The 24135-nt window shown below is 71.7% G+C and carries 17 protein-coding genes; 9 read left to right on the top strand and 8 right to left on the bottom strand.

Features of this window, described 5'->3' with window-relative positions; all coding sequences use genetic code 11:
* Positions 1-63: 63 nt before the first annotated feature.
* The gene (locus tag AC6F7H_RS05155; RefSeq protein ID WP_500761662.1) at positions 64-3567 is read left to right on the top strand and encodes a trypsin-like peptidase domain-containing protein; all 3504 of its coding nucleotides are present in this window, start codon (positions 64-66) and stop codon (positions 3565-3567) included.
* A 164-nt stretch (positions 3568-3731) separates the two neighbouring features.
* On the top strand, positions 3732-4685 hold the full coding sequence (locus AC6F7H_RS05150) for a bifunctional riboflavin kinase/FAD synthetase (RefSeq protein WP_500755485.1): 954 nt from the start codon (positions 3732-3734) through the stop codon (positions 4683-4685).
* Positions 4686-4708: 23 nt separating this feature from the next.
* On the opposite strand, the gene AC6F7H_RS05145 is transcribed toward AC6F7H_RS05150, so the two are convergent.
* From AC6F7H_RS05145 to eccE, 8 genes are all read right to left on the bottom strand, one after another.
* On the bottom strand, positions 4709-5743 hold the full coding sequence (locus AC6F7H_RS05145; RefSeq protein ID WP_500755483.1) for an ABC transporter ATP-binding protein: 1035 nt from the start codon (positions 5741-5743) through the stop codon (positions 4709-4711).
* Entirely contained in the window at positions 5740-6804 is a 1065-nt protein-coding gene (locus AC6F7H_RS05140; protein WP_500755482.1) for an ABC transporter ATP-binding protein, read from the bottom strand. Before AC6F7H_RS05140 ends, AC6F7H_RS05145 begins: the two co-directional genes overlap by 4 nt.
* The gene (locus tag AC6F7H_RS05135) at positions 6801-7847 is read right to left on the bottom strand and encodes an ABC transporter permease (protein WP_500755481.1); all 1047 of its coding nucleotides are present in this window, start codon (positions 7845-7847) and stop codon (positions 6801-6803) included. Before AC6F7H_RS05135 ends, AC6F7H_RS05140 begins: the two co-directional genes overlap by 4 nt.
* Positions 7844-8917, bottom strand: a complete 1074-nt coding sequence (locus AC6F7H_RS05130) for an ABC transporter permease (protein WP_500755480.1) — start codon at positions 8915-8917, stop codon at positions 7844-7846. Before AC6F7H_RS05130 ends, AC6F7H_RS05135 begins: the two co-directional genes overlap by 4 nt.
* An 18-nt stretch (positions 8918-8935) precedes the next feature.
* Positions 8936-10849 (bottom strand): ABC transporter substrate-binding protein, encoded by a 1914-nt coding sequence (locus AC6F7H_RS05125; protein WP_500755479.1) that lies wholly within the window; start codon positions 10847-10849, stop codon positions 8936-8938.
* Between the two features lie 295 nt (positions 10850-11144).
* Positions 11145-14159 (bottom strand): SCO5717 family growth-regulating ATPase, encoded by a 3015-nt coding sequence (locus tag AC6F7H_RS05120; RefSeq protein WP_500755478.1) that lies wholly within the window; start codon positions 14157-14159, stop codon positions 11145-11147.
* Between the two features lie 249 nt (positions 14160-14408).
* Positions 14409-15221 (bottom strand): hypothetical protein, encoded by an 813-nt coding sequence (locus tag AC6F7H_RS05115; RefSeq protein ID WP_500755477.1) that lies wholly within the window; start codon positions 15219-15221, stop codon positions 14409-14411.
* Positions 15218-16534, bottom strand: coding sequence for a type VII secretion protein EccE (eccE, locus tag AC6F7H_RS05110; protein WP_500755476.1), 1317 nt, complete (start codon positions 16532-16534; stop codon positions 15218-15220). The genes AC6F7H_RS05115 and eccE overlap by 4 nt, the downstream gene beginning before the upstream one ends.
* A 217-nt stretch (positions 16535-16751) precedes the next feature.
* Between eccE and eccB the strand changes: the two genes are divergently transcribed.
* The 7 genes from eccB (at position 16752) to AC6F7H_RS05075 (ending at position 24132) form a co-directional block, all read left to right on the top strand.
* Complete coding sequence (gene eccB / locus AC6F7H_RS05105; protein ID WP_500755475.1) at positions 16752-18287, top strand: type VII secretion protein EccB; 1536 nt, start codon at positions 16752-16754, stop codon at positions 18285-18287.
* 54 nt (positions 18288-18341) lie between these two features.
* On the top strand, positions 18342-19577 hold the full coding sequence (mycP, locus tag AC6F7H_RS05100) for a type VII secretion-associated serine protease mycosin (RefSeq protein WP_500755473.1): 1236 nt from the start codon (positions 18342-18344) through the stop codon (positions 19575-19577).
* Between the two features lie 266 nt (positions 19578-19843).
* On the top strand, positions 19844-20278 hold the full coding sequence (locus AC6F7H_RS05095; protein ID WP_500755472.1) for a DUF2563 family protein: 435 nt from the start codon (positions 19844-19846) through the stop codon (positions 20276-20278).
* Positions 20278-22029 carry a hypothetical protein gene (locus tag AC6F7H_RS05090; RefSeq protein WP_500755471.1) on the top strand — a complete coding sequence of 584 codons (1752 nt, stop codon included), beginning with the start codon at positions 20278-20280 and terminating at the stop codon, positions 22027-22029. The genes AC6F7H_RS05095 and AC6F7H_RS05090 overlap by 1 nt, the downstream gene beginning before the upstream one ends.
* A gap of 123 nt (positions 22030-22152) precedes the next feature.
* Positions 22153-23337 (top strand): S8 family serine peptidase, encoded by a 1185-nt coding sequence (locus AC6F7H_RS05085; protein WP_500755470.1) that lies wholly within the window; start codon positions 22153-22155, stop codon positions 23335-23337.
* A 101-nt stretch (positions 23338-23438) separates the two neighbouring features.
* Positions 23439-23780, top strand: a complete 342-nt coding sequence (locus tag AC6F7H_RS05080) for a WXG100 family type VII secretion target (RefSeq protein WP_500755469.1) — start codon at positions 23439-23441, stop codon at positions 23778-23780.
* A gap of 49 nt (positions 23781-23829) precedes the next feature.
* The gene (locus AC6F7H_RS05075; RefSeq protein WP_202281515.1) at positions 23830-24132 is read left to right on the top strand and encodes a WXG100 family type VII secretion target; all 303 of its coding nucleotides are present in this window, start codon (positions 23830-23832) and stop codon (positions 24130-24132) included.
* The last annotated feature ends 3 nt before the right edge of the window (positions 24133-24135 follow it).

Below are 24135 nucleotides of genomic sequence, written 5' to 3'. Positions count from 1 at the left end.
GAGGATCTCGAGAACACGGCAGGGCGAGAGCACGGCACGAAGGCACGGCGGGGAGGCTCGACGATGACGTCGCGCAACGGTCCGGTGAGGCGGGGGCCCGTCCGGACGGTGGGGGAGCACCCACCCGGCGACGTCCTCGTCCGCATCCACGACCTCGCCGGCCGCCCGCGCGGTCTCGGTTTCCCCGCCGACCACCGCGGCACCCTGATCACCAGCCACGAGGCCGTCGACGGCCTGCCCCGCCTCGTCCTGCACGCCCCCGGCGACCGCCACAGCGTGGTGAGCGCCGACGCCGTCACCCCGCTGCCCGAACTCGGCCTCGCCCTCGTCCGCAGCGAAGGGCTCGGCGCCGCTCCACTGCCCGTCGCCACGCGGAACCGCGTCGAGAGCGGCACCTATGTGCGGATCGCCGCCGGATACTGGCGCGAGGCACGCGTACTGGGCACGACCACCGTGACGTACACGGCCGCAGACCGCTGCCACCCCCTCGACGACGCGCTGGAGCTCGCCATCGGCACCACCGGCCGCGATGCCCTGCGCCCCGGCGGCGGAGCGGCCGGCGGCCCGGTGCTCGACGCCGCCACCGGCGCCGTGCTCGGCGTCCTCGGCACGGCCCTCCGGTCCGGCAGCCGCGATGTCGGCTTCGCCGTGCCGCTCCGCCCCGCCCGGGGCCCGCTCGCCGAACTGCTCGCCGAGAACGCGGCGACGGTCCCGGCGTACGGCACCGACCTCAATGTCGCCGGCGTCCTGGAACTCACCGCCACCTCGGTCGGGCAGGACGGCCCGTCGGGCGCCCTCGCCCCCGGAGGCGTGGTGCCGGTGGAGCGGGCGGCAACGACCGCGGAGTTCGCCGCGTTCGAGCGCGGCCGGGCCGCGGTGCTCGGCCTCGTCGGACCGCCCGGCAGCGGCCGTACGACGGAACTCGCGGCGCTCGCCGCCCGCCGCCACCGCGCCGGACTGCCCACGCTGTGGCTGCGCGGCGCCGATCTGCGGGACGACGACCTCTCCGTCGCGAACGCGGCCCACCGCGCACTCGACCGGGCCGCCCGTATCGTGGCCGCCTCCCGCACCCCGTTCCCGGGCGGCCCCGAAGGCCTCGGCTACACCGGCCCGGGACGCCTCGCCGCACTGGCCGGAACCGCCGGCCGCCCCCTGCTGGTCCTGCTCGACGGCCCGGAGGAGATGCCGCCCGCCCTGGCCGACCGCCTCGCCCGGTGGACCGACGGGACGGCGCGCTGGCTGCGGAGGACGGGCGCGCGGCTGGTGGTGGGGTGCCGCGCGGAGTACTGGGAGAGTGCGGGCGCGCTCCTCCCCGCGGACCTGCTGCACCGGGGCGGAGACGAACACCGGAGCGAGCGCCGGGGCGGACACCAGGACGAAACCACCGCCGAAAACCTCCCCGCGTGCGTGCGCCTCGGTGACCTGACCGCCGAGGAGGCCATCCACGCGCGTGCCCGCTACGGCATCCCGGAGGGCTCCCCGGCCGATTCCCGGCACCCGCTGACCCTCCGGCTGCTCTCGGAGGTCCGGGCCGCCCTCGCCGACGCCCCCCAGGCCCCGGACGCCCGCGCCGACCGCCACGACGTCCTCTCCGCCCACCTGGACCTGATGTGCCTGCGCGTGGCCGTGCGCCTCGCCGCCGAGAGCGGACTGCGCGGCACCGCCGTACGCCGGCTGGCCGCCAGGGTCTCCGGGCAGGTGCACGAGGCCGCCCGGCGCAGTCTCGGCCCCGGACAAGGCGAGCTGGGCCGGGCGGCGTTCGAGGAGGTGTTCCCGTGGGGGCCCGCCCCGGCCCGGCTCGGCGGTGGCACCGGCTGGGCCCCCGCCGTACTCGCCGAGGGCATCCTCGTCCCGGCCGGGACCGGCTACCGCTTCGCCCACGAGGAACTCGCCGACTGGCTCCACGGCACCCACCTCGACCTGGACGCGGCCCTGCGCGCCCTGGTCCACGACCATCGCCACCACGTCCACGACCACGCTCACGCCACCCGCCCCGGTACCGACCGCCCCCCCGTCCCGCACCACCGGATCGGCCCCGTCGTCCAGGCCATGCTGCTGCTCGCCCGTCACCACGGCACCGGCCCGCTCGCCTCCCGGCTGGCGGACCTGGTGCACGCCCTCGACGCCGACCCCGGCTCCTGGTGGGCCGCCCGGCTGCTCACCGAGACCCTCGCACGCGTGCCCGACGCGACGCCCTACGCCGAGGTGCTCCGGCTGCTGGCCGACCGGACCGTGGCCTGGCGGCAGCAGCGGCGGAGGACGCCGAGGGAGCTGGGACCGGCCTTCTGGACGGCTCTCCCGCTGCCCCTGGAGACCGGCTTCGAGCTGCTGCGCCGACTCGTCCACGCCGACGGCCCCCCGGGCGAGACCGGCCCCCGCTTCCTGGACGCCGCCGCCCGCCTGTTCACCGCCGACCCCGTCGCCGTGCTCCCGCACCTCGTGCGGTGGTTCGAGGACGAGCGGCCGCTGCCCGCCACCCCGCACGCGACCGTCGCCACGGCGGCGCAGGCACTGCTGCACACCCACCGGCACCGCGCCCCGGACACTCTCACCGAGGTGCTCGCCGACAGCGCGCACCGGCGGGCCGGGCAACTGCTCACCGCGCTGGCCGAGGAGGACCCCTCGGCGGTGTGCAGGGCCGTCGACCGCTGGGCGCGCGACGCGCGGCCCGCACGCCGCGCGGCAGCCGTGGCCTACGGACTGCGGGCCGCACCGCACGCCCGTGACGTGACCGACCGCACCCTGCTGCGGTACGCGGCCCTCGCCCTGCTGGTGCGCACCGCCGACCGGCCCCTGCACGGCGGCGCGCTCGCCCTCCTCGTCCAGGACCCGAGCAGCAGGGACCGCCACCTCCCGCGGGCCCTGGAACACTTCGCGGCCGGTGACCCGCACCTTCCGCCGAGCGCGCTGGCCGGCGCCCTCGCCTCCCATCCGGAGCCCGTCCTCGAAGCATTCCGTGCGAGGCTCGCACGCACGGACGCGCGCGAGACGCTGCACACCCTCGCCGACGCCACCACGCCCGCCCTGGCCCCTCGCGTTGCCGCGCTCCTGCGGACGGCGGTGGAACAGCGGCCGGACCTCGCGGGCGAGCTGGCCGCGTACACGGGCCGGCGCCTGGCCCAGGAGCCGGCCGACCACGACGTACTCATGCCATTGCTCGCCGGCCTGCTGGAGGGCGGCCCGCAGCCGTTGCTCGCCGCCCTCGCCGGTGTCCTCGCCGAGCCCGGTACCCCCGCCTCCCGGCCCTTGCGCCGCGAACTGCTGGATCCGCTCCTCACCCGCGCACCCGACCCCGCCGTCCTGGCCGCGGTGCTGGGCGCCGCGGCCCGCTGCTCCGGTGCCACCGCGCGTGAGCTCGTCCACCGCACCGGTCTGCTCCTCGTCCGCACCCCCGACGGCGCCGCCCACTTCGACAGCGGCCTGGTCGATCTGGGGCGGCGGGTGCCGGGCTTCGCCGCCGCCCTGGCCCACTGGCTGGCGGACGCGCCCCAGGAGTGGGCCGCCGTGGTGGGCCCCGGCACCCGCCGGACGATCGAGAACCTGGCGGGTGCGGGCATTCCCGCCTGAGCCGGCGTCGGCCGTGCCGGTCGTGGTTGGCCGTGCCAGTCGGTGGACCCCGTCACAGCACCCATGCCGATGCGGGCCGACGACGGTCGGCATGGCACCCTTAGACCTGCGCGGAAGAAGTCCACGGACTCGGCTCGACAAGGTTTCGACAAGGAGCAGGCACAGTGCAGCGCTGGCGTGGCTTGGAGGACATCCCCCAGGACTGGGGGCGCAGCGTCGTCACCATCGGCTCCTACGACGGAGTCCATCGCGGACACCAGTTGATCATCCGGCATGCCGTGGACCGGGCCCGGGAGCTGGGCGTCCCCGCGGTCGTCGTCACCTTCGACCCGCACCCCAGCGAGGTGGTCCGCCCCGGCAGCCACCCGCCGCTGCTCTCCCCGCACCACCGCCGCGCCGAGCTCATGGCCGAGCTGGGGGTGGACGCGGTCCTGATCCTCCCGTTCACCACGGAGTTCTCGAAGCTGTCACCGGCCGAATTCGTGGGGAAGGTCCTGGTCGACAGGCTGCACGCCAAAGCGGTCGTCGAGGGCCCCAACTTCCGCTTCGGCCACCGGGCCGCGGGAACCGTGGAATTCCTCGCCGAGCAGGGCAAGGTCTACGACTTCGAGGTCGAGGTCGTCGACCTGTACGTCACCGGCGAGGCGGGCGGCGGCGAGCCGTTCTCCTCCACGCTCACCCGCCGCCTGATCGCCGAGGGCGACGTCGAGGGCGCCGCCGAGATCCTGGGCCGCCCGCACCGGGTGGAGGGCGTGGTCGTCCGCGGCGCCCAGCGCGGTCGTGAACTGGGCTTCCCCACGGCCAACGTCGAGACGCTCCCGCACACCGCGATCCCCGCCGACGGCGTCTACGCGGGCTGGCTGCACGCCCAGGGCGAGGTCATGCCGGCCGCGATCTCCGTCGGTACCAACCCGCAGTTCGACGGCACCGAGCGCACGGTCGAGGCCTACGCCATCGACCGCGTCGGCCTGGATCTCTACGGCCTCCACGTCGCCGTCGACTTCCTCGCCTTCGTCCGCGGCCAGGCCAGGTTCGACACCCTGGAGGACCTGATGGAGCAGATGGCCGTGGACGTCAGGCGCTGCACGGACCTGGTGGCCGCCGCCCGGAAGGCGTAGCCTCCGGGCGGCGCGGCCTTCGGTCAGGCTTCGCCCGCGCGGGCCCAGTGGCAGGCCACCTGGCCGCCCGCCCCGCCGCCCCCGCCGTCGAGGATCTCCAGGTCCTGGGTCCGGCACGCGTCCGCCACGCCCGCCCGGTCCGCCTCGCCGCCGAGCAGGATCTGGCAGCGCGCGTGGAACCGGCAGCCCCCGGGGACCCGGGCCGGGTCCGGGGGCTCACCCGTGAGGACCACCGGGTCGCCCGGCGCCTCCGGGAGCACCGACAACAGGGCCTGGGTGTAGGGGTGCCGGGGCGCGGTCAGCACCTGCTCCACCGCCCCGGTCTCCACGATCCGGCCGAGATACATCACCGCGACCCGATCGGCGATGTTCCAGGCCAGCCCCAGGTCGTGCGTGACCACCAGCGCGGACAGGCCCAGTTCGGTGCGCAGCCGGAGCAGCAGCGCCAGGATCTCGCCGCGTACGGAGGCGTCCAGCGAGGCCACCGGCTCGTCGGCGACGAGGAGTTCGGGCTCCAGGACCAGCGCACCCGCGATCACCACCCGCTGACGCTGCCCGCCGGACAGCTCGTGCGGGTACCGCAGGAAGAAGCGCTCCGGTGGCCGCAGCCCGGCCCGGGACAGGGCTCCCGCGACCGCCGCCCGCTCGTCGCCGCGGTAACCGTGGATGCGCAGCCCCTCGGCCACCGCGTCGTACACCGTGTGCCGGGGGTTGAGCGAACCGCTCGGATCCTGCAGCACCAGCTGGACCCGCTTGCGGTACGCCTTGAGGGAACGGCTGGAACGGTCCAGCGGCCGCCCGTCGAAGGCGACGCGCCCCGCGGTCGGCTCGACCAGGCCCAGCAGGGCACGGGCCAGTGTCGTCTTGCCGCAGCCCGACTCACCCACCAGGGCGACGATCTCACCGGGCCGGATGTCGAGATCGACGCCGTCCACCGCGCGAGCGGGCGGGGCGCCGTTCCGGCCGGGGAAGACGACGTGGACGCCCTGGGCGCTCAGCAGCGGCGGCGTGCCGGTGAAGCCGGGGGAGCCGGGGACAACAGCGGGGGAGGCCGTCATGGGGTGGTACGCCTCACTTCCTCCAGGGGCCCGGGTTCCTGCGGACCGGATTCCTGCGGTTCGGGTTCGTGTCCTTCGGGCTCGTGCTCCCGTGCGCTCTCGGACGTGTCCTCCGCGACCACCCGTACACAGGCCGCCCGCCGCCGAGGCCCCGCCGGCCGCAGCGCCTGGTCCTCGACCGCGCAGGGCTCCAGGGCCACCGGGCAGCGCGGATGGAAGGTGCACCCGGCCGGCAGCGCCGACGGGTCCGGCGGGTCGCCCGCCAGCCCCCGCGGCGCGAAGCGGGACACCGGGTCGCCGATACGGGGGAACGCCGCCGACAGCGCACGGGCGTAGGGATGCCGGGCGGCCTCGTAGACCTGCCCGGCCGGGCCCTCTTCCACCACCCGGCCCGCGTACATCACCGCGAGCCGGTCACAGGTGTCGGCGAGGACCGCCAGATCATGGCTGATCATGATCAGACCCACGTCCTGGTCCGCGACCAGCTGCTCGATGAGCCGCAGGATCTGCGCCTGGATCATCACGTCGAGCGCGGTGGTCGGCTCGTCCGCGATGATCAGCCGCGGATCGCAGGCCAGCGCCATCGCGATCATGACGCGCTGGCGCTGCCCGCCGGACAGCTCGTGCGGGTAGTCCGTCGCGCGGGCGGCCGGGAGACCGACGTGCTCCAGCAGCTCACCGGCCTTCTTCCGCGCCCCGGCCGGGGTCGCCCTCCGGTGCAGCAGGATCGGCTCGGCGATCTGGTCGCCGATGCGGTGGACGGGGTTGAGGGAGTGCATCGCGCCCTGGAACACGATCGAGGCCCCGGCCCAGCGGACCGCCCGTACCCGGCCCCACTTCATGGCCAGGACGTCCTCGCCGTCCAGCAGGATCTCCCCACCGGTCCGCGTCCCGGCCGGCAGCAGCCGCAGCAGCGCGAGCGCGAGCGTGGACTTGCCGCAGCCCGACTCCCCGGCGATGCCCAGCTTCTGGCCGGCCTCCAGACGCAGGTCCACCCCGCGTACCGCGGCGGCCCCGCCCGCGTATGTCACCGTCAGGTCCCTGACGTCGAGCAGACTCAACGGGACACTCCCAGCCTGGGGTTGAGGACGGACTCCACGGCCCGCCCACAGAGTGTGAACGCCAGCGCCACCACGGCGATGGCGATGCCCGGCGGCACCAGGTACCACCAGCGGCCGGCGCTGACCGCGCCCGCCTCCCGCGCGTCCTGCAGCAGCCCGCCCCACGACACCACCGTCGGATCACCGAGCCCCAGGAACGCCAGGGTCGCCTCGGCGAGGATCGCCGCGGAGATGATCAGGGTCGTCTGGGCCAGCACCAGCGGCATCACATTGGGCAGCACATGGCGCGACATCACATGCCAGTGTCCACCGCCCAGCGCCCGCGCGCGTTCGATGTACGGCCGGGTCTCCACCGCCAGGGTCTGCGCGCGCACCAGCCGAGCCGTCGTCGGCCAGGTCGTCACCCCGATCGCCACCACGATGGTGACGAGCGAGCGGGACATCACGGTGGCCAACGCGATCGCCAGCACCAGGGTGGGCATCACCAGGAACCAGTCGGTGACGCGCATCATCACCGTCGCGTACCAGCCCCGGAAATGCCCCGCCGTCACGCCGATCAGGGTGCCGATCGCCACCGACAGCACGGCGGCGAGCAGCCCCACCAGCAGTGACACCCGCGCCCCCCAGATCACCAGACCGAGCAGGTTCCGCCCGAACTGGTCGGTGCCGAAGGGAAACTCCGTGCTCGGGCTCTCCAGCGGGCTGCCCGGAGCGTCCGTCACGTTGTCCACGTCGGAGCCGACCAGCAGGGGAGCGGCCAGCGCGAGCAGCGCGAAGAGCAGGAGCGCCACCAGGCCGAAGACGCCGGCCCGGTGGGTGCGGTACTGCCGCCAGAAGCGTGCGGCCGAGTCCCGGCGCCGCCGCCACGCGAGCGCGCGCGGACCTGTGACCGCCTGCTCCTTCCCCGCTGCGGCCGTGGCGGCCGCGAGCGTGTCCGGGGGCGTGTCCGGGGGCGTGTCCGGAAGCGTGCCCGGGGGTGTTCCGGTGCCGCCCGTGGTGCTTTCCGCGGCCGGTTTCCCTGTCGTGCCGTTGTCGGTCGTCATCGGCCCACCCGGGGGTCGAGCAGCGGATAGATCAGATCGGCCAGCGTGTTCATCACGATCACCGCGGCGGCGAACGCGAAGAACAGTCCCTGCACCAGCGGCAGATCGGGCACGCTCAGCGCCTGGTAGAACAGCCCGCCGAGCCCCGGCCAGGAGAACACCGTCTCCACCAGGATCACACCGGCCACCGTCCGGCCGAGGTTGATGAAGATCAGCGTCACCGTCGGCAGCAGCGCGTTGGGCACCGCGTGTCTGCGCCGTACGAGGTCGTCGCGCAGCCCCTTGGCACGCGCGGTGGTCAGATAGTCGTTGCCCATCTCGTCCAGCAGCGCCGACCGGGTCACCAGCAGTGTCTGCCCGTACTCCACCGCGACCAGCGTCAGCACGGGCAGCACCAGATGGTGCGCCACGTCCAGGACCAGGGCGAAGCCCTCCTCGCCGCCCGACTCCATGCCACCGGTGGGGAACAGCCCCGGAATCGGGCCGATGCCCACCGACAGCGTGATGATCAGCAGCAGCCCGAGCCAGAAGGACGGGATGGAGTAAAGCGTCAGAGCCAGCCCCGTGTGGATCCGGTCCCCGAGCCGCCCGTGCCGCCACGCCGACCGGGTGCCGAGCACGATGCCGAGCGCCGTGTAGAGGACGAAGGCGGTACCGGTGAGCAGCAGCGTGTTCGGCAACGCCTCGGTGATCTTGTCGATCACCGGTGCGTTGAACTGGTACGACGTTCCCAGGTCCCCGGTGAGCGCCTTGCCGCAGTAGTCGGTGAACTGCTGCCACAACGGCAGGTCCAGACCGAACTCACGGCGGTAGGCCGCCAGTTGCTCGGCCGACACCTGACGTCCGCCGGTCATGAACTTCACCGGGTCGCCCGGGATCAGTCGGAAGAGGAAGAAACTGGTGACGAGGACGGCCAGGAGGGACACGGCCGCGCCGGCCACCTTGCCCGCCACGTACCGCAGATACGCGGTGGTGGTGCGGGCGCGCGGCCCGCGGGCCGCCGGTCCGTCCTTCGCCGGACCGGCGGTCTGCGTGCCCTCGACCGGAGCGGATGTCGCGTCGGCGGTCATGAGTACCCGTCGCCCGCCCTACTCGCGGTCCTCGGCGGTGGCCCGCCGCCGCATCGCCACGAACACCCCCAGCCCGACGAGGACCACGGCACCCGCGGCGATCCCGACGGCCACACCCGTCGACGACCCGTCCTCGGAGGCCTCACCGGAGCTCGCCGGTACCGCGGACCACCAACTCCAGTAGCCGTCCTGGCCGTAGAGGTTGCCGGCCTTCTTCGGCATCGTGGTGATCGACTCGATCTGGTCGGTGCGGTACGCCTCGACCGCGTTCGGATACGCCATGACGTTCATGTACCCGAGGTCGTACAGCCGTGACTCCATCTGCTGGACGATGTTCGCCCGTTTGGCGGGGTCGTACTCGACCAACTGCTGGTCGTACAGCTCGTCGTACTTCTTGTCGCAGATGAAGTTGTCGGTCGCGCCGGTGTCCTTCGGGGTCGCCGGAAGCGCCCCGCAGGTGTGGATCGACAGGACGAAGTCGGGGTCGGGGTTGACCGACCAGCCGTCGAAGGCCAGGTCGTACTCGCCGGCGAGCCATGGATCGGTCACGTTGTCCAGGCAGTTGAGCGTGACCCCGATGCCGAGGTCGCCCCACCACTCCTCGAGGTACTTGCCGATGGCCTTGTCGTTCGGGTCGGTGGCGTGGCACAGGACCCGGTAGTTCAGCGGCTTGCCGTCCTTGCCGACCCGCTTGCCGTCACCGTTCTTCTTGTAGCCCGCCTGATCGAGCAGTCGGGCCGCCTCCGCCGGGTCGTACGCCAGCTCCTGGTCGGCCGACGGCTCCCAGAAGTACTGCTCGTACCGCGGCGGGATGTAGCCCGCGCCCATCTCCGCGTGGCCCTGGAACACCTTGTCGATGATGGTCTTCCGGTCCACCGCCCTGAACAGCGCGTTGCGGACCCGCTGGTCCAGCAGCGACGAATGCCCGTCCCCCATCTTCTCGCCGTTCCTGGCCTTCGCCCCCGGATTGGTGGCGAGGGCGTAGAAGCGGCGGCCGGGCGCGTCGTTGACCTTGATGTTCTTCTCGTTCCGGAGTGAGGCCGCCTGCGCCGGCGTCAGGGACGGCGATCCGGCGACGAACGACACCTCACCCTTGCGCAGCGCGGACACCGCCGCGTCCTGGTCCTTGTAGTACCGGAAGAGCAACTCGTCGAACTTCGGCGCCCCGCGCCAGAAGTCCTTGTTGGGCACCAGCCGCACATAGCTGTCGGGCTTGTAGTCGGTGAGGACGAACGGCCCGTTGCCGACGATCGGGAAGTCCTTGTCGTTGTTGAACTTCGAGAAGTCGTCGACCTTCTCCCACACGTGCTTGGGCACGATGGGCACGTCCAGCGCCGTCATGGTGGCCTGCGGCTTCTTCAGCCGGATGACCAGCTCGGTCGGGCTCGGCGCGGTGACCTTCTCGAAGTTGGCGACGAAGCTGCCGTTGGCCGTGGCCGCGGCCTCGTCGGTCATCATCGTGTTGAACGTCCACGCCGCGTCCTCGGCCGTGGCCTGCTGCCCGTCCGACCACTTGGAGTCGGAGCGGATGGTGTACGTCCACGTCAACTTGTCCGGGGACGACTTCCACTCGGTGGCCAGGCCCGGGACGACACGGTTGTCCTCGGGGTCGTAGTTGGTCAGGTACTCGTAGGTGAGCCGGTGAATGCTCGTACTGAGCAGCCGCACCGCGAGGAACGGGCTGAGCGAGTCGACGCTCTGCGCCACCGCGACGGTCAGCGTCTGCTTCCCGTCGTCGGCCGCCTGGGCCTGCCGCGGCGCCGGGTCGAGCGGGGTCGCGAGCCCGGCGGTGAGGGCGAGCGCGGCCGCACCGGCCGCCGTGGCGAGCCGGACCCGGCGTGGAACGCCGCTCCCTGCCCGTGGTCTGGACCGTGGCCCGGTGCCCGGACGTCCGGTCTCGTGTTGACCGCCGTACTGATCGTTCGTGTCCATAGGGTCGCTGACCTCGCGTCGTCACTCGCACGGGTAGGACTGGTTGATCAGGTGAGTGGTGAGTGTCTATCAGCGGTATCTGGCGGTCGTCAACGGTGCGCACACCCCATGTGGCCTGCGGAAACAACGAACTGACGAGCATTTCGCGCCCATTGGTGGAGACCACTGAAGCGCTCCTGGCCAGCGACTGAAGCCGTACCGCACCCCGAATACGGGAGAGCCCGCATCCGTGGGCGAACGGTGCGGGCCGGAAACGGGATCGGCCCCTCGAAAGGGGCCGATCGGGTGACATTCCCTACTGCTGCGGGGGTGGAGCCTGCGGAGGCGGTGCCTGCGGGGGAGGCGTCTGCCCCCCGCCGTGCCCGCCGTGCTGGTCCGGGTGGCCGGGCGGGCCCGGGTACGGATAACCGTAGCCGGGCTGGGGGTACGGCAGGCCGGGAGCGGCCTGCGGGTATGCGGGGCCGGGCGGTGCGGGGGGCTGGGGGTGGCCCTGCTGCGGGTGGGGCTGGCCGGGCTGACCGGGAGGGGCGTACGGCTGGCCGGGCTGCGGCTGCTGGGGGTACGGGCCCGGCTGTCCGGGGTACGGCTGGCCCGGGATGTACTGGTTCGGGATGTGCTGGCCCGGCAGCGGCGGGGCGGCGACCGGCGGCGGGTTGCCGTCGGAGGTCCACAGGCCGTGCGACTGCTGGTGCCGGACGAAGTCCTCGGCGACCATCGACGCGAGGTGGAAATACGCCTCCCGCACCTTCGGCCGCATCATGTCGAGATCGACCTCCGCGCCGGCGGCCAGATGCTCGTCGAACGGTACGACGATCACGCCCCGGCAGCGGGTCTGGAAGTGCGACACGATGTCGTCGACCTTGATCATCTTGCCGGTCTCGCGCACACCCGAGATGACCGTGAGCGACCGCGAGACGAGATCCGCGTACCCGTGGGCCGACAGCCAGTCCAGCGTCGTGCTGGCGCTGCTCGCGCCGTCCACGGACGGCGTCGAGATGATGATGAGCTGATCGGCCAGGTCCAGCACCCCGCGCATGGCGCTGTAGAGCAGACCCGTACCGGAGTCGGTGAGGATGATCGGGTACTGCTTGCCCAGAACGTCGATGGCCCGCCGGTAGTCCTCGTCGTTGAAGGTCGTCGAGACGGCAGGGTCGACGTCGTTGGCGATGATCTCCAGGCCGGAGGGGGCCTGGGAGGTGAACCGCCGGATGTCCATGTACGAGTTGAGGTGGGGGATCGCCTGCACCAGGTCACGGATGGTGGCCCCGGTCTCCCGCCGCACCCGGCGGCCGAGCGTACCGGCGTCGGGGTTGGCGTCGATCGCGAGGATCTTGTCCTGCCGCTCACTGGCGAGGGTGGCGCCGAGCGCGGTGGTCGTGGTCGTCTTGCCGACACCGCCCTTGAGACTGATCACGGCGATCCGGTAGCAGGACAGCACCGGCGTACGGATCAGCTCCAGCTTCCGCTGCCGCTCGGCCTCCTCCTTCTTGCCACCCAGCTTGAAACGGGATCCGCCCGCGGACGGCCGAGTGCTCTTCGCCTTCTGCTTCTTGCTGTTGAGCAGCCGGTCCGAGGACAGTTCCACGGCCGCGGTGTAACCGAGCGGCGCGGCACCGGGGTTGGTCTGCTGCCGCTGGTCGTGCCGGATCGGCTGCGGCCAGGCGGCCCCGGCGCGGGGATCGACGGGCGGCTGCGGCGGCTGACCGGCGTGCGGCGGCTGGGGCTGCTGGAGGGGGAACCCCTGCTGGGCGGCCTGCGGCTGCTGGGGCTGCGGCGGTACGGGCTGCTGGGGCTGTGCCTGCGGTGGTACGGGCTGCCGCGGAGGCGCCTGCTGAGCGGGCGGCTGCTGGGGGAAGCCGTAACCGCCCGGCTGGGCCGGGGGAGTCGGGGGGGCCGGCACGGGACCGGCGGGCGGGAACCCGTAACCGGCGGGGGCGCCGGGAGCGGGAACGCCCGGCTGGGGGAAACCGTATCCGGCCTGCGGAGCGGGCGGGGCCGGTGCCTGGTGCTGCGGCGGCGTCGGCCCGTCCGGCGCGTTCCAGGCGGCGGGCGCGGGCTGCGGCGCCTGCGGCTGGAACGGCGGCTGCTGCGCGGGTGCTTCCGCGTCCGTGGGCTGTGCAGGCGTCGGCGTGGGGGCCGCTGCGGGGGCCTGCGGCGGCTGTGCGGGCCACTGGCTCGCGGGTGCCGGGGCAGTGGGGTACGGCGGGGGCGGCGCCACCGGTGGCGCCGGGGGAGTCCAGGCGGTCGCGGCCGGAGGGTCGGAGGGAGCCGGGACGCCATCCTGAGGTGCGCTGTCTGCGTCGTCTGAGTTGTCCGGGGTTTCCGTGTCGTCGGCCGCACCGTCAGAACCGGCCACGCCGCCCCCTGGCGCGTCACCCACCACCGGCTTGGATTCCTCGGGTTCGGGCGCGTCCGCCTCGGCCTCGGCCACGACGACGGCGGCTTCGGAGTCCTCGGCGTCGTCCTCGTCGTTCGCGTCGTCCTGACCGCCCTCCGCGGACGATTCGGAGGCGCCTGCGTCGGCGATGCCCTCGTCCTCGAGACCGTCGGCGGCCTCCACGTCCGCGACGTCGTCGGTCCCGTCCTGAGCGTCGGCCGACTCCAGCCGCTTGTCCGGCGCCGGAGTCACCTCCGCCTCGGGTGCGGTCTCGGTCCCGCGCTCCCGGATCCCCCGCTTCAGGGCGGCGGCGGAGAACCGGATGGTGGCACCGCTCTCGAGATCGCCGTTACCGGAGTCGGGCTCCGGCTCGGGCGCAGCCGGGGGAGTGGGCACGGGCGCCTCGCCCCGCTCATCCCCTTCCGAAGGCTGCTGCGGCTCGAAACCGCTCCCCACCGGAAGCCTGGGCACGGCGCCCGGCCCCCCGGACGGCGGAGCGGGCGGAGTGAACGGGGCTCCCGGCGCGGGAGACGGCGGTGTGAAGGGAGCGCCCGGTGTGGGAGCGGGCGGGGGCGGGGTGAAAGGCGCCCCCGGAGCGGGCGCCGGAATCGACGAAGGTCCCCCGGCACCCACCGCGTGCGGCGGCGGAGTCAGCCCGGGCAACGGCGGAACGGGCCTGCCCGACCCCGAAGCGGGAGCAGACGAAGAAGGTGAAGGGGACGAAGGAGCCGAAGGACCGGCCCCCTCCCCGGAGTTCCCCGACATCGACCCCGGCCCCGAACTCGACCCCTCCGAAGCATTCTGCGTGTACCAGGCCGGCGGTGCGTAGTCGATGGTGAACTCGCCCGTCGCCTCGACGGCGGACTCCGCGTCGGGCTGGTCATCGCCGGGTGTCGCCCAGCCCCCGCGCGTCCCGTCCCGATCGCTGCTCACAGTTCCTCCTGGTGTGGTCGAACACCCTCACGCCGTGCTGAGGCGACCATTTCTCGTCATCCAGACTTGTTCGAGGCCGTTTCGGGGGCGCTGCGATTTCGTCCGATCACGGTCGTCCGACCCACCGGCCCCCCTGGACACCGACGTCCGGTCCACGGGTTCTGGCGTCGCGCCCGGTCCCAGCCTAATCGCCACCATCGGCACACCGGCAGGCCCGTCCTGCGAACACGTTGCACAGCGGCCGTGTCTTCAGTCCATCCGTCGCGGCGTACCCAGCAACCCGACCTCGGCGTCCGTCGGTTGAGTCATCACGTACTGCCGGTCGCGGTCGGCGCACCAGAGAGTGACGCCGTCCGCGAGAGTCGGCAACGCCTCCACGTCACCCCGGGGCAAGCCCATCGAGCGGCCCAATTCCCCGGCCTCGTCCGGCGACACCCGCTGCACACCCACGAGACGCGCCTGCCGGAGCAGCCTGGGCGCGACGGGACTGAGATAGGGCAGAAGCGTCAGCACCGACCTCCAGGGCCCGGAGACCACGCGTCCCCGCGGCGGCCGCATGCCACAGTCGCGCACCACCAGCACCGGCGTGCCGGCCGAGGCACCCAGCGGCGGTACCCGCCCCACGTCGTAGACCGCGAGCCCGTTCTGACCGCCGCCCATGGCGTGGACCATCTGCGTCCACGCCTGCGCCCGCCCGGTCTCCACGGCCACCCGCGCGCCGGTCGCCGCGGCCCGCAGCGCGAACACCTGGGCCGTCCACAGACCGCCGATGAGCACGACCTCGTACGGCGTGGGCCGGTTCAGCCCCAGCACCGCCGACTGTCCCTCGGTGTCCACCCCGATGACGACGCCGTCGTCCCCGATGGGCAGTGACAGCGCGTCCACGTCCTCCGCGGACAGGGTGTGGTGGCCGTGGCGTGGACCGAGCAGGCCGAAACCGGCGTGCAACAGGCCGCGCGCCCGCCGGGCGGCCGACGGCCGTGCACCGCTCGGTACGTCCGCGGCTCCCGGCGCGACGGGCCCGTCCGGCCCGTCGGCGGCCCGTGTCGTCAGTGCGGTCACCGAACACCTCCGAGGGGCAGAGTGGCGAGGACACCCGGCAGTTGCTCCCGGTCGAGCCGCGTCAGCGCCGCGCCGGCCTCCCGTGCGGCGCTCTCCACCGCACGCCGTACTTCGGCCAGTTCCTCGGCGCTGCGCCCGGTGATCCGCAGATGGCCCCGCAGCGACACCTCCCGCCGGTCCGCGCGCGCGAGGGTGAGGCTGACCGTGGTGGCGAGCGCGGGAACCGCCGTGACCCGCGCGACGAACTGGGGCAGGGAGACCCCGCGGTCGCCGCCCAGTTGAGGCCACTTGCGGATCCAGTACGTGGTGTGCCTGCGGTTGTCGCAGCGCCAGCTCCGGCTGGACTCCTCGGTGCGTCTCTCATGCCGGTTCGCCCGTCCCGCTTCGGCCGTCACCAGCGGGTTGGCGCAGGCCGACGTGGCGATGGCCGACGTCAGCTCCTCCTCGTCGAGCACCGTGGCGCGGAACCCGGCGCCGGTCAGCCGGCTGACGAGGTGGTCGGCGACCCGCACGACACACTTCTGCGCACCGGTCAAGCCCCCGCCCCGGGCCGCCACGGCCTCCGGACACAGCTCCGGGGCGACCTTCAACGCGATCCAGGTGATCCGTACCGCGGGAGCGCCGGTCTGCTCCTGCAGCGGCGCGTAATTGCTGACGGCCACGGACTGACGCGGCAGGTGCAGCGCGGGCGCGGGCTGCGTGTGCAGCACGATCTGCGCCGACTCCAGGAGGATTCCGTCCACCTCGAGCGCGTCCCGCACCAGGGCCAGCGGCAGCGGCCGCCGGCTCCGCTCGGCTCGCAGGGCGGTGGCGTCCCCCTCCACCTGCACCACCGCGGTGACGAAGGTCCCGTCCCCGATGATGCCGACGGGCCGCCGCTCCCGGCCACCGTACGCGTACGTGCGCAGGCTCGGATCGCACTCCAGGGCCGGGGCGAGTGCCGGCTCGGTGCCGGGCGCTATCACCAGCTCCGGTGCGCGCTTCCGCCGGACGCGCAGGGCCCGTGCCGTGGCGACCCATTCGGGCAGGGAGCGGTCCCGGCGACGGACGAAGGCCGGCAGGACCAACGCGACGGCGACAACGGCGGCGGGCACCAGTGCCAGGGTGTCGATGGCCCACCCGGTGAGGAGGACGGCGGCCGCGAGCTCCAGCAGTACGATCCGTTGCAGCCGGAACGAACCCGGCCGCCCCGCACGCAGCCTGAGATGGAGACCGCCTCGCGCGGACGGCTGCCGCGCCGCCCGCGACCCCGGCCCGGCGGAGTCGCGTGCCCCCGTCCGGTCACGACTCGAGGCCCGCGTTCCGGCAACCATCACTCCATCCCCCCAATTCGCCCGCAACTCGCTGGAACTCCGGTACCGCACCAGGCTCCGAAGGGCCCAGGCACCCTACCCGGTCCCCAACTCCCCCCTCACACCAGGCATAGTAGGGGCCGCGTCCGACAACGGCGGGCAGGGGACGGCGATCCCCGGCATTGCCCGGGCAGACACGGGCGGGACACGGGCGGGACACGGGGAGAGACACTCACCAATGGCATCTCGGCGGGATCAACTCAACGCCTACACCTTCGCGAAGCGCCGCTTGCTCGCGGCCTTCGTCCAGTCGTTCCCGCACGGCTCCGAGGAAGGTGCGCCGCGCCCCCTGCGGGGCGTGGTGCCCGGACTCGTCATCGGCGTGATCGTCATGGCCGTGTTCGGCGCCTGGGGCATGTTCAAGCCCACCGCGCCCAAGGGCTGGGACACCCCGAACGAGAAGGTGATCATCGCCAGCAAGTCGACCACCCGGTACGTCGTCCTGAAGACCGGCGACGAGGCCCAGTTGCACCCCGTGCTCAACATGGCGTCCGCCAAGCTCCTCCTCGCCCCCGGAAAGGGCGACGTCGTCACCGTGAGCGAGTCGCTCCTGGACAGCGGCAGGATCCCGCACGGCCTCACCATCGGCATCCCGTACGCCCCCGACCGCCTGCCCTCCGACAAGGAGGCGGGCGCCGCCAAGCGGTGGGCGGTCTGTGAGCGTCCGAGCGCGGGCGGCCGGTCCATCCAGAAGGCCGCGCTGGTCCTCGCCGACCGCGAGAAGGAACTGACCGAGGGCAAGCAGAAACTGACCGGCGGCGAACTGCTCTACGTGGTGGCCCCCGACGGCGAACGTTTCGTCGTGGACCCGGGCGGCACGGCGTACCGGGTCGACGAGGTGGACACCGGTGCCGACCTGGAGCTGCTGCTGCGCACGGTCGTCGGCTCCGGGCGCGAACCCCAGCGGGTGTCCCGGGAATGGCTGGCGACCCTCCACCAGGGCGCCCCGATCACCTTCCCGGACGTCGAGGGCACGCCCGGCACACCCGCGAACGCCCCCGGCCGGCTCGGCGAGTCGGCCGACAAGGTCGGCACGGTGCTCAAGGCGTTCGACAACAACAAGGAGCAGTACTACGTCGTGCTGCCCGGCCGGGTCGCGCCGGTGTCCGCCTTCGTCGCCCAACTCCTGCTGTTCAGCAAGGACCTGGCGCAGGTCGGGCAGGCCGGTCAGGCACTGGACATGAGCCCCGGGGCGATCGTCCCGGGCGAGCCCTTCGGCACCGAGTACGACTGGCCGACCGGCACCCCCGAGGCGGTCAACTCGGCGTCGGACGCCAAGGGCAGCCGCAACACGGTCTGCAACGTCCTGCGCGGCGTCGGCGACAAGGGCGCCACCACCCTCAGCACCTGGGCGGGCACCGACTTCCCGGCCGACCTCCCCGCCGGTTCCTCCAGCGCCTACGTCACGCCCGGCTCCGGTCAGCTCTACCGCCAGTTCAAGGGCGCGGAGACGAAGGCGGGCCCCGTCTTCCTGGTCACCGACACCGGCCTCCGCTACGTCCTGCAGTCCAACGCGGACAGCGCCACCGACGACGCCGGTATCGGCATGTCGGCGGAGGAGAAGAAGCAGTTGGAGCAGGAGGCCCAGCAGGCCCAGACACGCCTGGGCTACGCCGACGTGGACCCCGCGCCGATTCCCGCCGCCTGGTCCGCGTTCCTCCCCACGGGCCCCCGCCTGTCCACAGCCGCGGCACGCCAGCCGCAGGGCTCGTAGCGGAGGACGTCACCCACCATGCGACGCAAGCGCCTTCGCCCCCTCCCTCTCCCCATGACAGCCGCCGCGACCCTGCTGACGGCGGCCTCCCTGGCCATCGCGCCCACGGCCGCCGCGGAGGACTCCTTCTCCGGCCAGTGCGAATACCCCAACGCCACCTACCCGGGCCGCCCTTGGTCCCTCCAGCGCGTCCAACTCGACGAGCTGTGGAGCGAGTCCAGGGGCAAGGGCGTACGGGTCGCCGTCATCGACACCGGCGTCGACGTGAAGAACCCACAGCTGAAGAACGCGGTGGACGTGAAGAGCGGCCGCAACTTCCTGCCCAAGGGCCTCAAGGACGAGAACGGCGACCCCGTCGAGCGGGGCAACGAGAACGGCACCACCGACACCGTCGGCCACGGCACCAAGGTCGCCGGCATCATCGCCGCCCGCCCCGCCGCCGGGACCGGCTTCGTGGGCCTGGCCCCCGAGGCGACCATCATCCCGATCCAGCAGAACGACGCGGAGGGCAACGGAGACACCGACACCCTCGCCGACTCGATCGACTACGCCGTCCAGGCCGGTGCGGACGTCATCAACATCTCCCAGGACACCGCGGGCGCCGTCGAACCGGCCCCGAAGCTGGAAGCGGCGGTCAAGGAGGCCCTGGCCCGGGAGGTCGTCGTCGTCGCATCGGCGGGCAACGACGGATTCGGCGGCAACACCAAGAAGACCTACCCCGCCTCCTACGAGGGCGTCCTCGCCGTCGCCGCCTCCGACCGCAACAACGAACGCGCGTCCTTCTCCCAGTCGGGCGACTTCGTCGGCGTGGCGGCACCGGGCGTCGACATCATCTCCACCGTCCCCCGCGGGGGCCACTGCGCCGACAACGGCACCAGCTTCTCCGCGCCGTACGTCGCGGGCATCGCGGCGCTCATCAAGGCCGAGCACCCCACCTGGACCCAGCGCCAGATCGTCGCCCAGATCGAACAGACCGCGGAACGCACCATCGCCCATCACGACCGCCTGGTCGGCTGGGGAGTGGTGGACCCGGTCCGCGCGCTGACGGAGGACGACCGGCCGGTCGAGTCCCCCCGGCCCGACGAAGGCTTGGCCAAGGCCGAGGCGCCTACCGTGGCGAAGATCCCGCTGGGCGAGACCGCCGACGAACGCAACGCCCGCCTCGCGACCTACGTCGCCGTCGGCGCGGCGGTCCTGGTGGCGGGGCTGGGCGGAACGGCGGTGGCGATCCGGGACGCACGCAGACGGCCCCGGGCGGCGGGCGTTCGCAGGGACCGCACTGCAATGTGAGAAAGACCGCTGGACCACGGTCGGGGTGTCCGTGACCGAAGTGAGAGCCATATTGTCCGGTGAACGACGGGTGAGGGTCCGCCGAGTGTCAGTACCACGACTGGATATGGCAGTTGGGACTGTCGGTGCGGATCACTAGAGTGGTTCCGTTGCGATTCCGTTGCGATTCCGTTGTGGTTGCGGCCGTGGTCGCCGCAAGGACGCGAGCCGTCGGGTGACGTGCGCGGATCCGGCCACAGCACGGGGAGAACGGGGAGGAAAGCAGAGTGCTTTTTGCCGACGGGGGCGGAAGCGCGGCGGATCTGCGCCGCGGTGTGATGGCGTTGTCGACGTTCAAGAAGCGGGTGGACGACCTGCTTTCCACCTTCGAGGAATCGCCGGGCGGTCCGTCGAAGGTCCGGGCCCACAGCCTGCCGGAGACGGCCTTCGGCAGCGGCGCCTTCCCGGAGGGAAAGATGCTCCACCTGGAGTACGAGCGCGTCCACGAGCGCATCACCGCCCTCTCCAAGTCGCTGGGACTCCAACTCGAGGCCATGCGGATCGCCGTACACGGCGTGGACGTCACCTTCGACAACCTCGAAGAGGAACAGCGCTACCGGTTCCATGAGATCCGGACCGAGGTCAACCAGACGCGGGAAGAGATGCTCAACCCACACCTCAAGCGGGACAACCGCGCCGACCAGACCGACGCGGGGTACTGATGAGCGGCGAAGAGAACAAGCCGGACCTGCACCAGGAGGAGCGGCAGGAGGCGCTGGCACAGAACAACATGCTCGATGCCGTCACGAGCATGACCAGCCTCGCTGTCAGCCCATTGGGCTCGGTCCGGGGCATCCACTTCGGTTCCACGAGCTTCGAGAACCACGACCTCAACCAGATGATCGACATCGTCGAGTCCGCCAACCCGGAACTCCTGGAGTCCGCCGGCACCGCCCTCGTCGACGCCCGTGACGCCATCCAGAAGGCCGCCGACGAACTCAAGGACAACCTCCTCGGCGACATCGACTGGAAGGGCGAGTCCCAGACCGCCTTCACCACATGGGCCACCAGCCTCGTCAAGACCGCCGAAGGCATCGCCGGCTACGCCGACGTCGTCGGCACCCAGGTCATGGCCGCCGGCTCCGGCCTCGCCTCCGTCCGCAAGTCCATGCCCCCGCGCGACAGTCGCACCGATCCCAAGCGGGTTGAGGAGATCCCCGAGGCCAAGCGGGTCGAGAGCAACGACGAGTACACGGCAGCGGTGAAGGCAGAGGGACACCGCCAGGAAGCCATCAACCAGATGTACCGACTGGCGTCGTTCTACACGGTGTCAGCGGGGACGATGGCGAAGACGGAGGAGCCGGTGTTCCCCAAGATGCCGGACGCGGGGGTGCCGCCGCCGCTTCCTGAGGGAGACCCGATCAGGCGAGGCGCTCCTTATGAGTCATTGGCGCCGCTGGGCCAGCCAGAGACTTCTGTGCGTCACTCAGTAGTGACTGGAGTGAAGGAGCAGGGAGCGGGGGAGCAGTTGCCGACACACAAAGGCGTTGGCGGCCTTCCCACGCAGCCGGTAGGCACGGAGATCAACAGCGTCGGTATGTTGCCTCCCCAGGAGGCCATGAAGCCGACCACCGCCACGCCGCCGTCGACGACTGGCCCTGCTGTTGCCGGAGGAACTGCTCCGCCCGTGGTTCCAAGAACGACCCCACCCAGCTTCCGTGGAACCGCAGGGCGAGCCACGGGCCCCAGCGGCGTGCCCCCGGCCAAGCTTCCCCCGTCGACGCAGGGACGAGTCGGGGGAATGGCAGGCAGCGGACCAGCAGCTCGTACGGGACCTGGTCCCGTCGTGGGCCAGGGCCCGCGTGGCGCCACGCCAGGGCCGGTGGGGAGCCAGGGGGCTGACCCTCTGGGGCAAGTGGGACGTACCGCTCTGCCAGGTCAGGCAGGCAACCATGGGAGTGGTCCTGTAGGACGTGGCATCGTCGGCGGCGTGCCTAAGTCCGGGGGGTCGGTGACCGGACCGGTCGGCGGTGTCCCCCGCGGCCCTGTGGGCGCCTTGGGAGCCACATCGTCCAACCCCAGGAGCCCGGGGCGTAACAGCGATGGCGTTGTCGGCGGGCGGCCTGTCACTGGCGCTGCGCCCGGCGGTAACGGCTCCCGGCTGCCGCGCGGCACGGTCATCGGTGGTGAAAGTGTCTCTGGTCCGCGCGCGACTGGGCAGAGGCCCGGTCAGCACGGGGTGATCGGAGCACCTCCTGCAGCGTCGAACACCGGACAGGTGTCCCGCCGCTCAGGCGGCAAGCCCGACGGTGTCGTCGGAATGCCCAACGGAAGGGCTTCCGGCCCAAGGAACGGCGTACGCACCCCTGAGGCATCTTCCGGGATGCAACGTGGTGCTACAAGCAATCGAGGCTCCGACACGAGCCGTTCACGTCGCGATGAGCGGCGTGGTGACCCGTCGGCGACCGACTGACCAGACTGAAGAAGGACAGACAGAGGCATGGTGTCAAGGTTCGGCCGACGTGTTGAGCGGAGCGCGTCCTTCTCAAGGCGATACAGGAGACGGGGTGTCGGCGTTTGCTCAGTGCTTGGCGCTGTGGCCGTCCTGTCGGCAGGACTGACGCCCGATGCAGCAGCTGCGGACGTTCAATCGAAACAGTGGTACCTGTCGGCAATGAAGGCCGAAGAGATGTGGAAGGTGAGTACCGGCAAAGGCATCAAGGTCGCCGTTGTCGACACGGGAGTGAATGGCACCACTCCCTCACTGGAGGGACAAGTACTCACTGGCGAAGTCCCAAAGAATCTCGCCTACAAGGCCACCGAAGATTACGACAGCCACGGAACCAGTATGGCTGAGCTGATCGCAGGTACTGGTGCCGGCAGCACGCTGAAGGGTCTAGCTCCCGGCGCCAAGATCGTTCCCTATCGGGTCGGGCTGACGGGCCTCAACGAGACGGAAATGAAGAAGGCGCCCCGCTTGGCGGAAGTCATCAGGGCGATCGCCGACAGCGATGTGAAGATCATCAACATGTCCTTCGGTGCGAAAATTGATTCTCCCGAGGTTCGTGAAGCGGTTGAATACGCCCACGGCAAGGGGAAATTGATGTTTGCGGGCACGGGTAACGATGCATTGGAGACACGATTTACCGGTTACCCGGCTGCCTATCCCTACGTGGTCGGGGTTGCCGCTTCGGACGAGTCCGGCGCTGTGGGGGAGTTCTCGCAGCACGGCAACTACGTTGACCTGGCTGCCCCAGGACTCGATGTCCCCACTTGGTGTGACAAGACACTCCGCGCGTATTGCACCGGTGAGGGGACGAGTATGGCCACCGCGATCGCCTCCGCCTCCGCCGCTCTCGTCTGGTCCGCCCACCCCGACTGGACCGCCAACCAGGTCCTCGCCAGCCTCATCGACACCGCCGGCCGCGACTGGGCGAGGGACGACCCGAGCGTTTACCTCGGCTACGGCCTGATCCGTCCGCGCAAGGTCCTGATGAACGAGGACTACAAGCCCGGCTCGCCCGGAACCGACCCGCTTGCCAAGGAAAACGCCATCGGAGTCCTGGACGAATCAGGCGACCCGGTGGCCTCCACCACGTCACCGTCCCCCCACCCCTCGAAGGGTGCGAAGGACACGTCGGACGGCCAGAGCTCAACAGCCGCCTCCGGCACGGGAACTTCCGACAGCACCACCCTCTGGGTGACCCTCGGAGCCGCAGCGGCGGTCCTGCTGATCGGGGGCGGCGCCTTCGCCGTGATCCGCTCACGACGACGCGCATAGGAAAAGCGCACACACCAGCCGGCTCCGGCACAACCGACCACCCACCACCACGCGGTGCCACACCGCACCGCACCACCGCTCTCACGAAAGGGACTGCCGACATGGCTGAAGGCCGCAAGCTTTACGAGGCCCAAGTAGAGAAGCTCCAGACGAACGTCATCGACCGGTACGACTCGATCCGGCAGTCTCTCACCCGACTCCAGGCAACGATCGACATGATCGAGAAGCACTGGACCGGCCAGGGCGCCATCGCCTTCGACAAGAAGCAGACGGAGATCAACAGCCACATGGCCTCGATCGGCCGTATGCTCGACGACTTCCTCGAGGGCATCCAGCTGAACAAGGCCGACAAGCGCAAGCTCGAGGACCAGATCGAGGCCGACGTCGCCAAGATCTCGGTGGAAGACCTCGGTGGAAAGACCTCGGCCCTCAGCAAGTACTGACGCGAGTCCGCGAAGACGATCTACCGGCTCCCAAAGAAACGAGGAAGACATGTCCGCACCCCACTACAGCGAACTCGCCGTCACCTACGGCACCATGGACGCGCTCGCCACCGAACTCGGCGACCAGGCCAAGAAGCTCGAGGAGGACCTCGAGGCGCTCAAGAAGGCCGTGCTGGAAGCGGCCGAGGGCTGGGGTGGTGAGGCGTACGAGGAATTCACCAAGAAGACCAAGGAGTGGGACCGCCACGCCTCCGGTATCCACCAGGCTCTGGTCAGCATCGGCAAGACCGTCGGCGCCGCCGGCGGTGACTACCGCGGCGGCGACCTGAGGGGCGCCGGCTACTTCATGTAGGGC

It is taken from the genome of Streptomyces sp. MMS24-W38, assembly GCF_059889265.1.
This window is presented reverse-complemented; position numbering and strand designations above follow the sequence as displayed.

Coding starts and splice junctions, on each gene's coding strand:
- AC6F7H_RS05155 (WP_500761662.1), top strand. CDS start 64: ATGACGTCGCGCAACGGTCCGGTGAGGCGGGGGCCCGTCCGGACGGTG.
- AC6F7H_RS05145 (WP_500755483.1), bottom strand. CDS start 5,743: ATGACGGCCTCCCCCGCTGTTGTCCCCGGCTCCCCCGGCTTCACCGGC.
- AC6F7H_RS05135 (WP_500755481.1), bottom strand. CDS start 7,847: ATGACGACCGACAACGGCACGACAGGGAAACCGGCCGCGGAAAGCACC.
- AC6F7H_RS05130 (WP_500755480.1), bottom strand. CDS start 8,917: ATGACCGCCGACGCGACATCCGCTCCGGTCGAGGGCACGCAGACCGCC.
- AC6F7H_RS05125 (WP_500755479.1), bottom strand. CDS start 10,849: ATGGACACGAACGATCAGTACGGCGGTCAACACGAGACCGGACGTCCG.
- eccE (WP_500755476.1), bottom strand. CDS start 16,534: ATGGTTGCCGGAACGCGGGCCTCGAGTCGTGACCGGACGGGGGCACGC.
- eccB (WP_500755475.1), top strand. CDS start 16,752: ATGGCATCTCGGCGGGATCAACTCAACGCCTACACCTTCGCGAAGCGC.
- mycP (WP_500755473.1), top strand. CDS start 18,342: ATGACAGCCGCCGCGACCCTGCTGACGGCGGCCTCCCTGGCCATCGCG.
- AC6F7H_RS05090 (WP_500755471.1), top strand. CDS start 20,278: ATGAGCGGCGAAGAGAACAAGCCGGACCTGCACCAGGAGGAGCGGCAG.
- AC6F7H_RS05080 (WP_500755469.1), top strand. CDS start 23,439: ATGGCTGAAGGCCGCAAGCTTTACGAGGCCCAAGTAGAGAAGCTCCAG.
- AC6F7H_RS05075 (WP_202281515.1), top strand. CDS start 23,830: ATGTCCGCACCCCACTACAGCGAACTCGCCGTCACCTACGGCACCATG.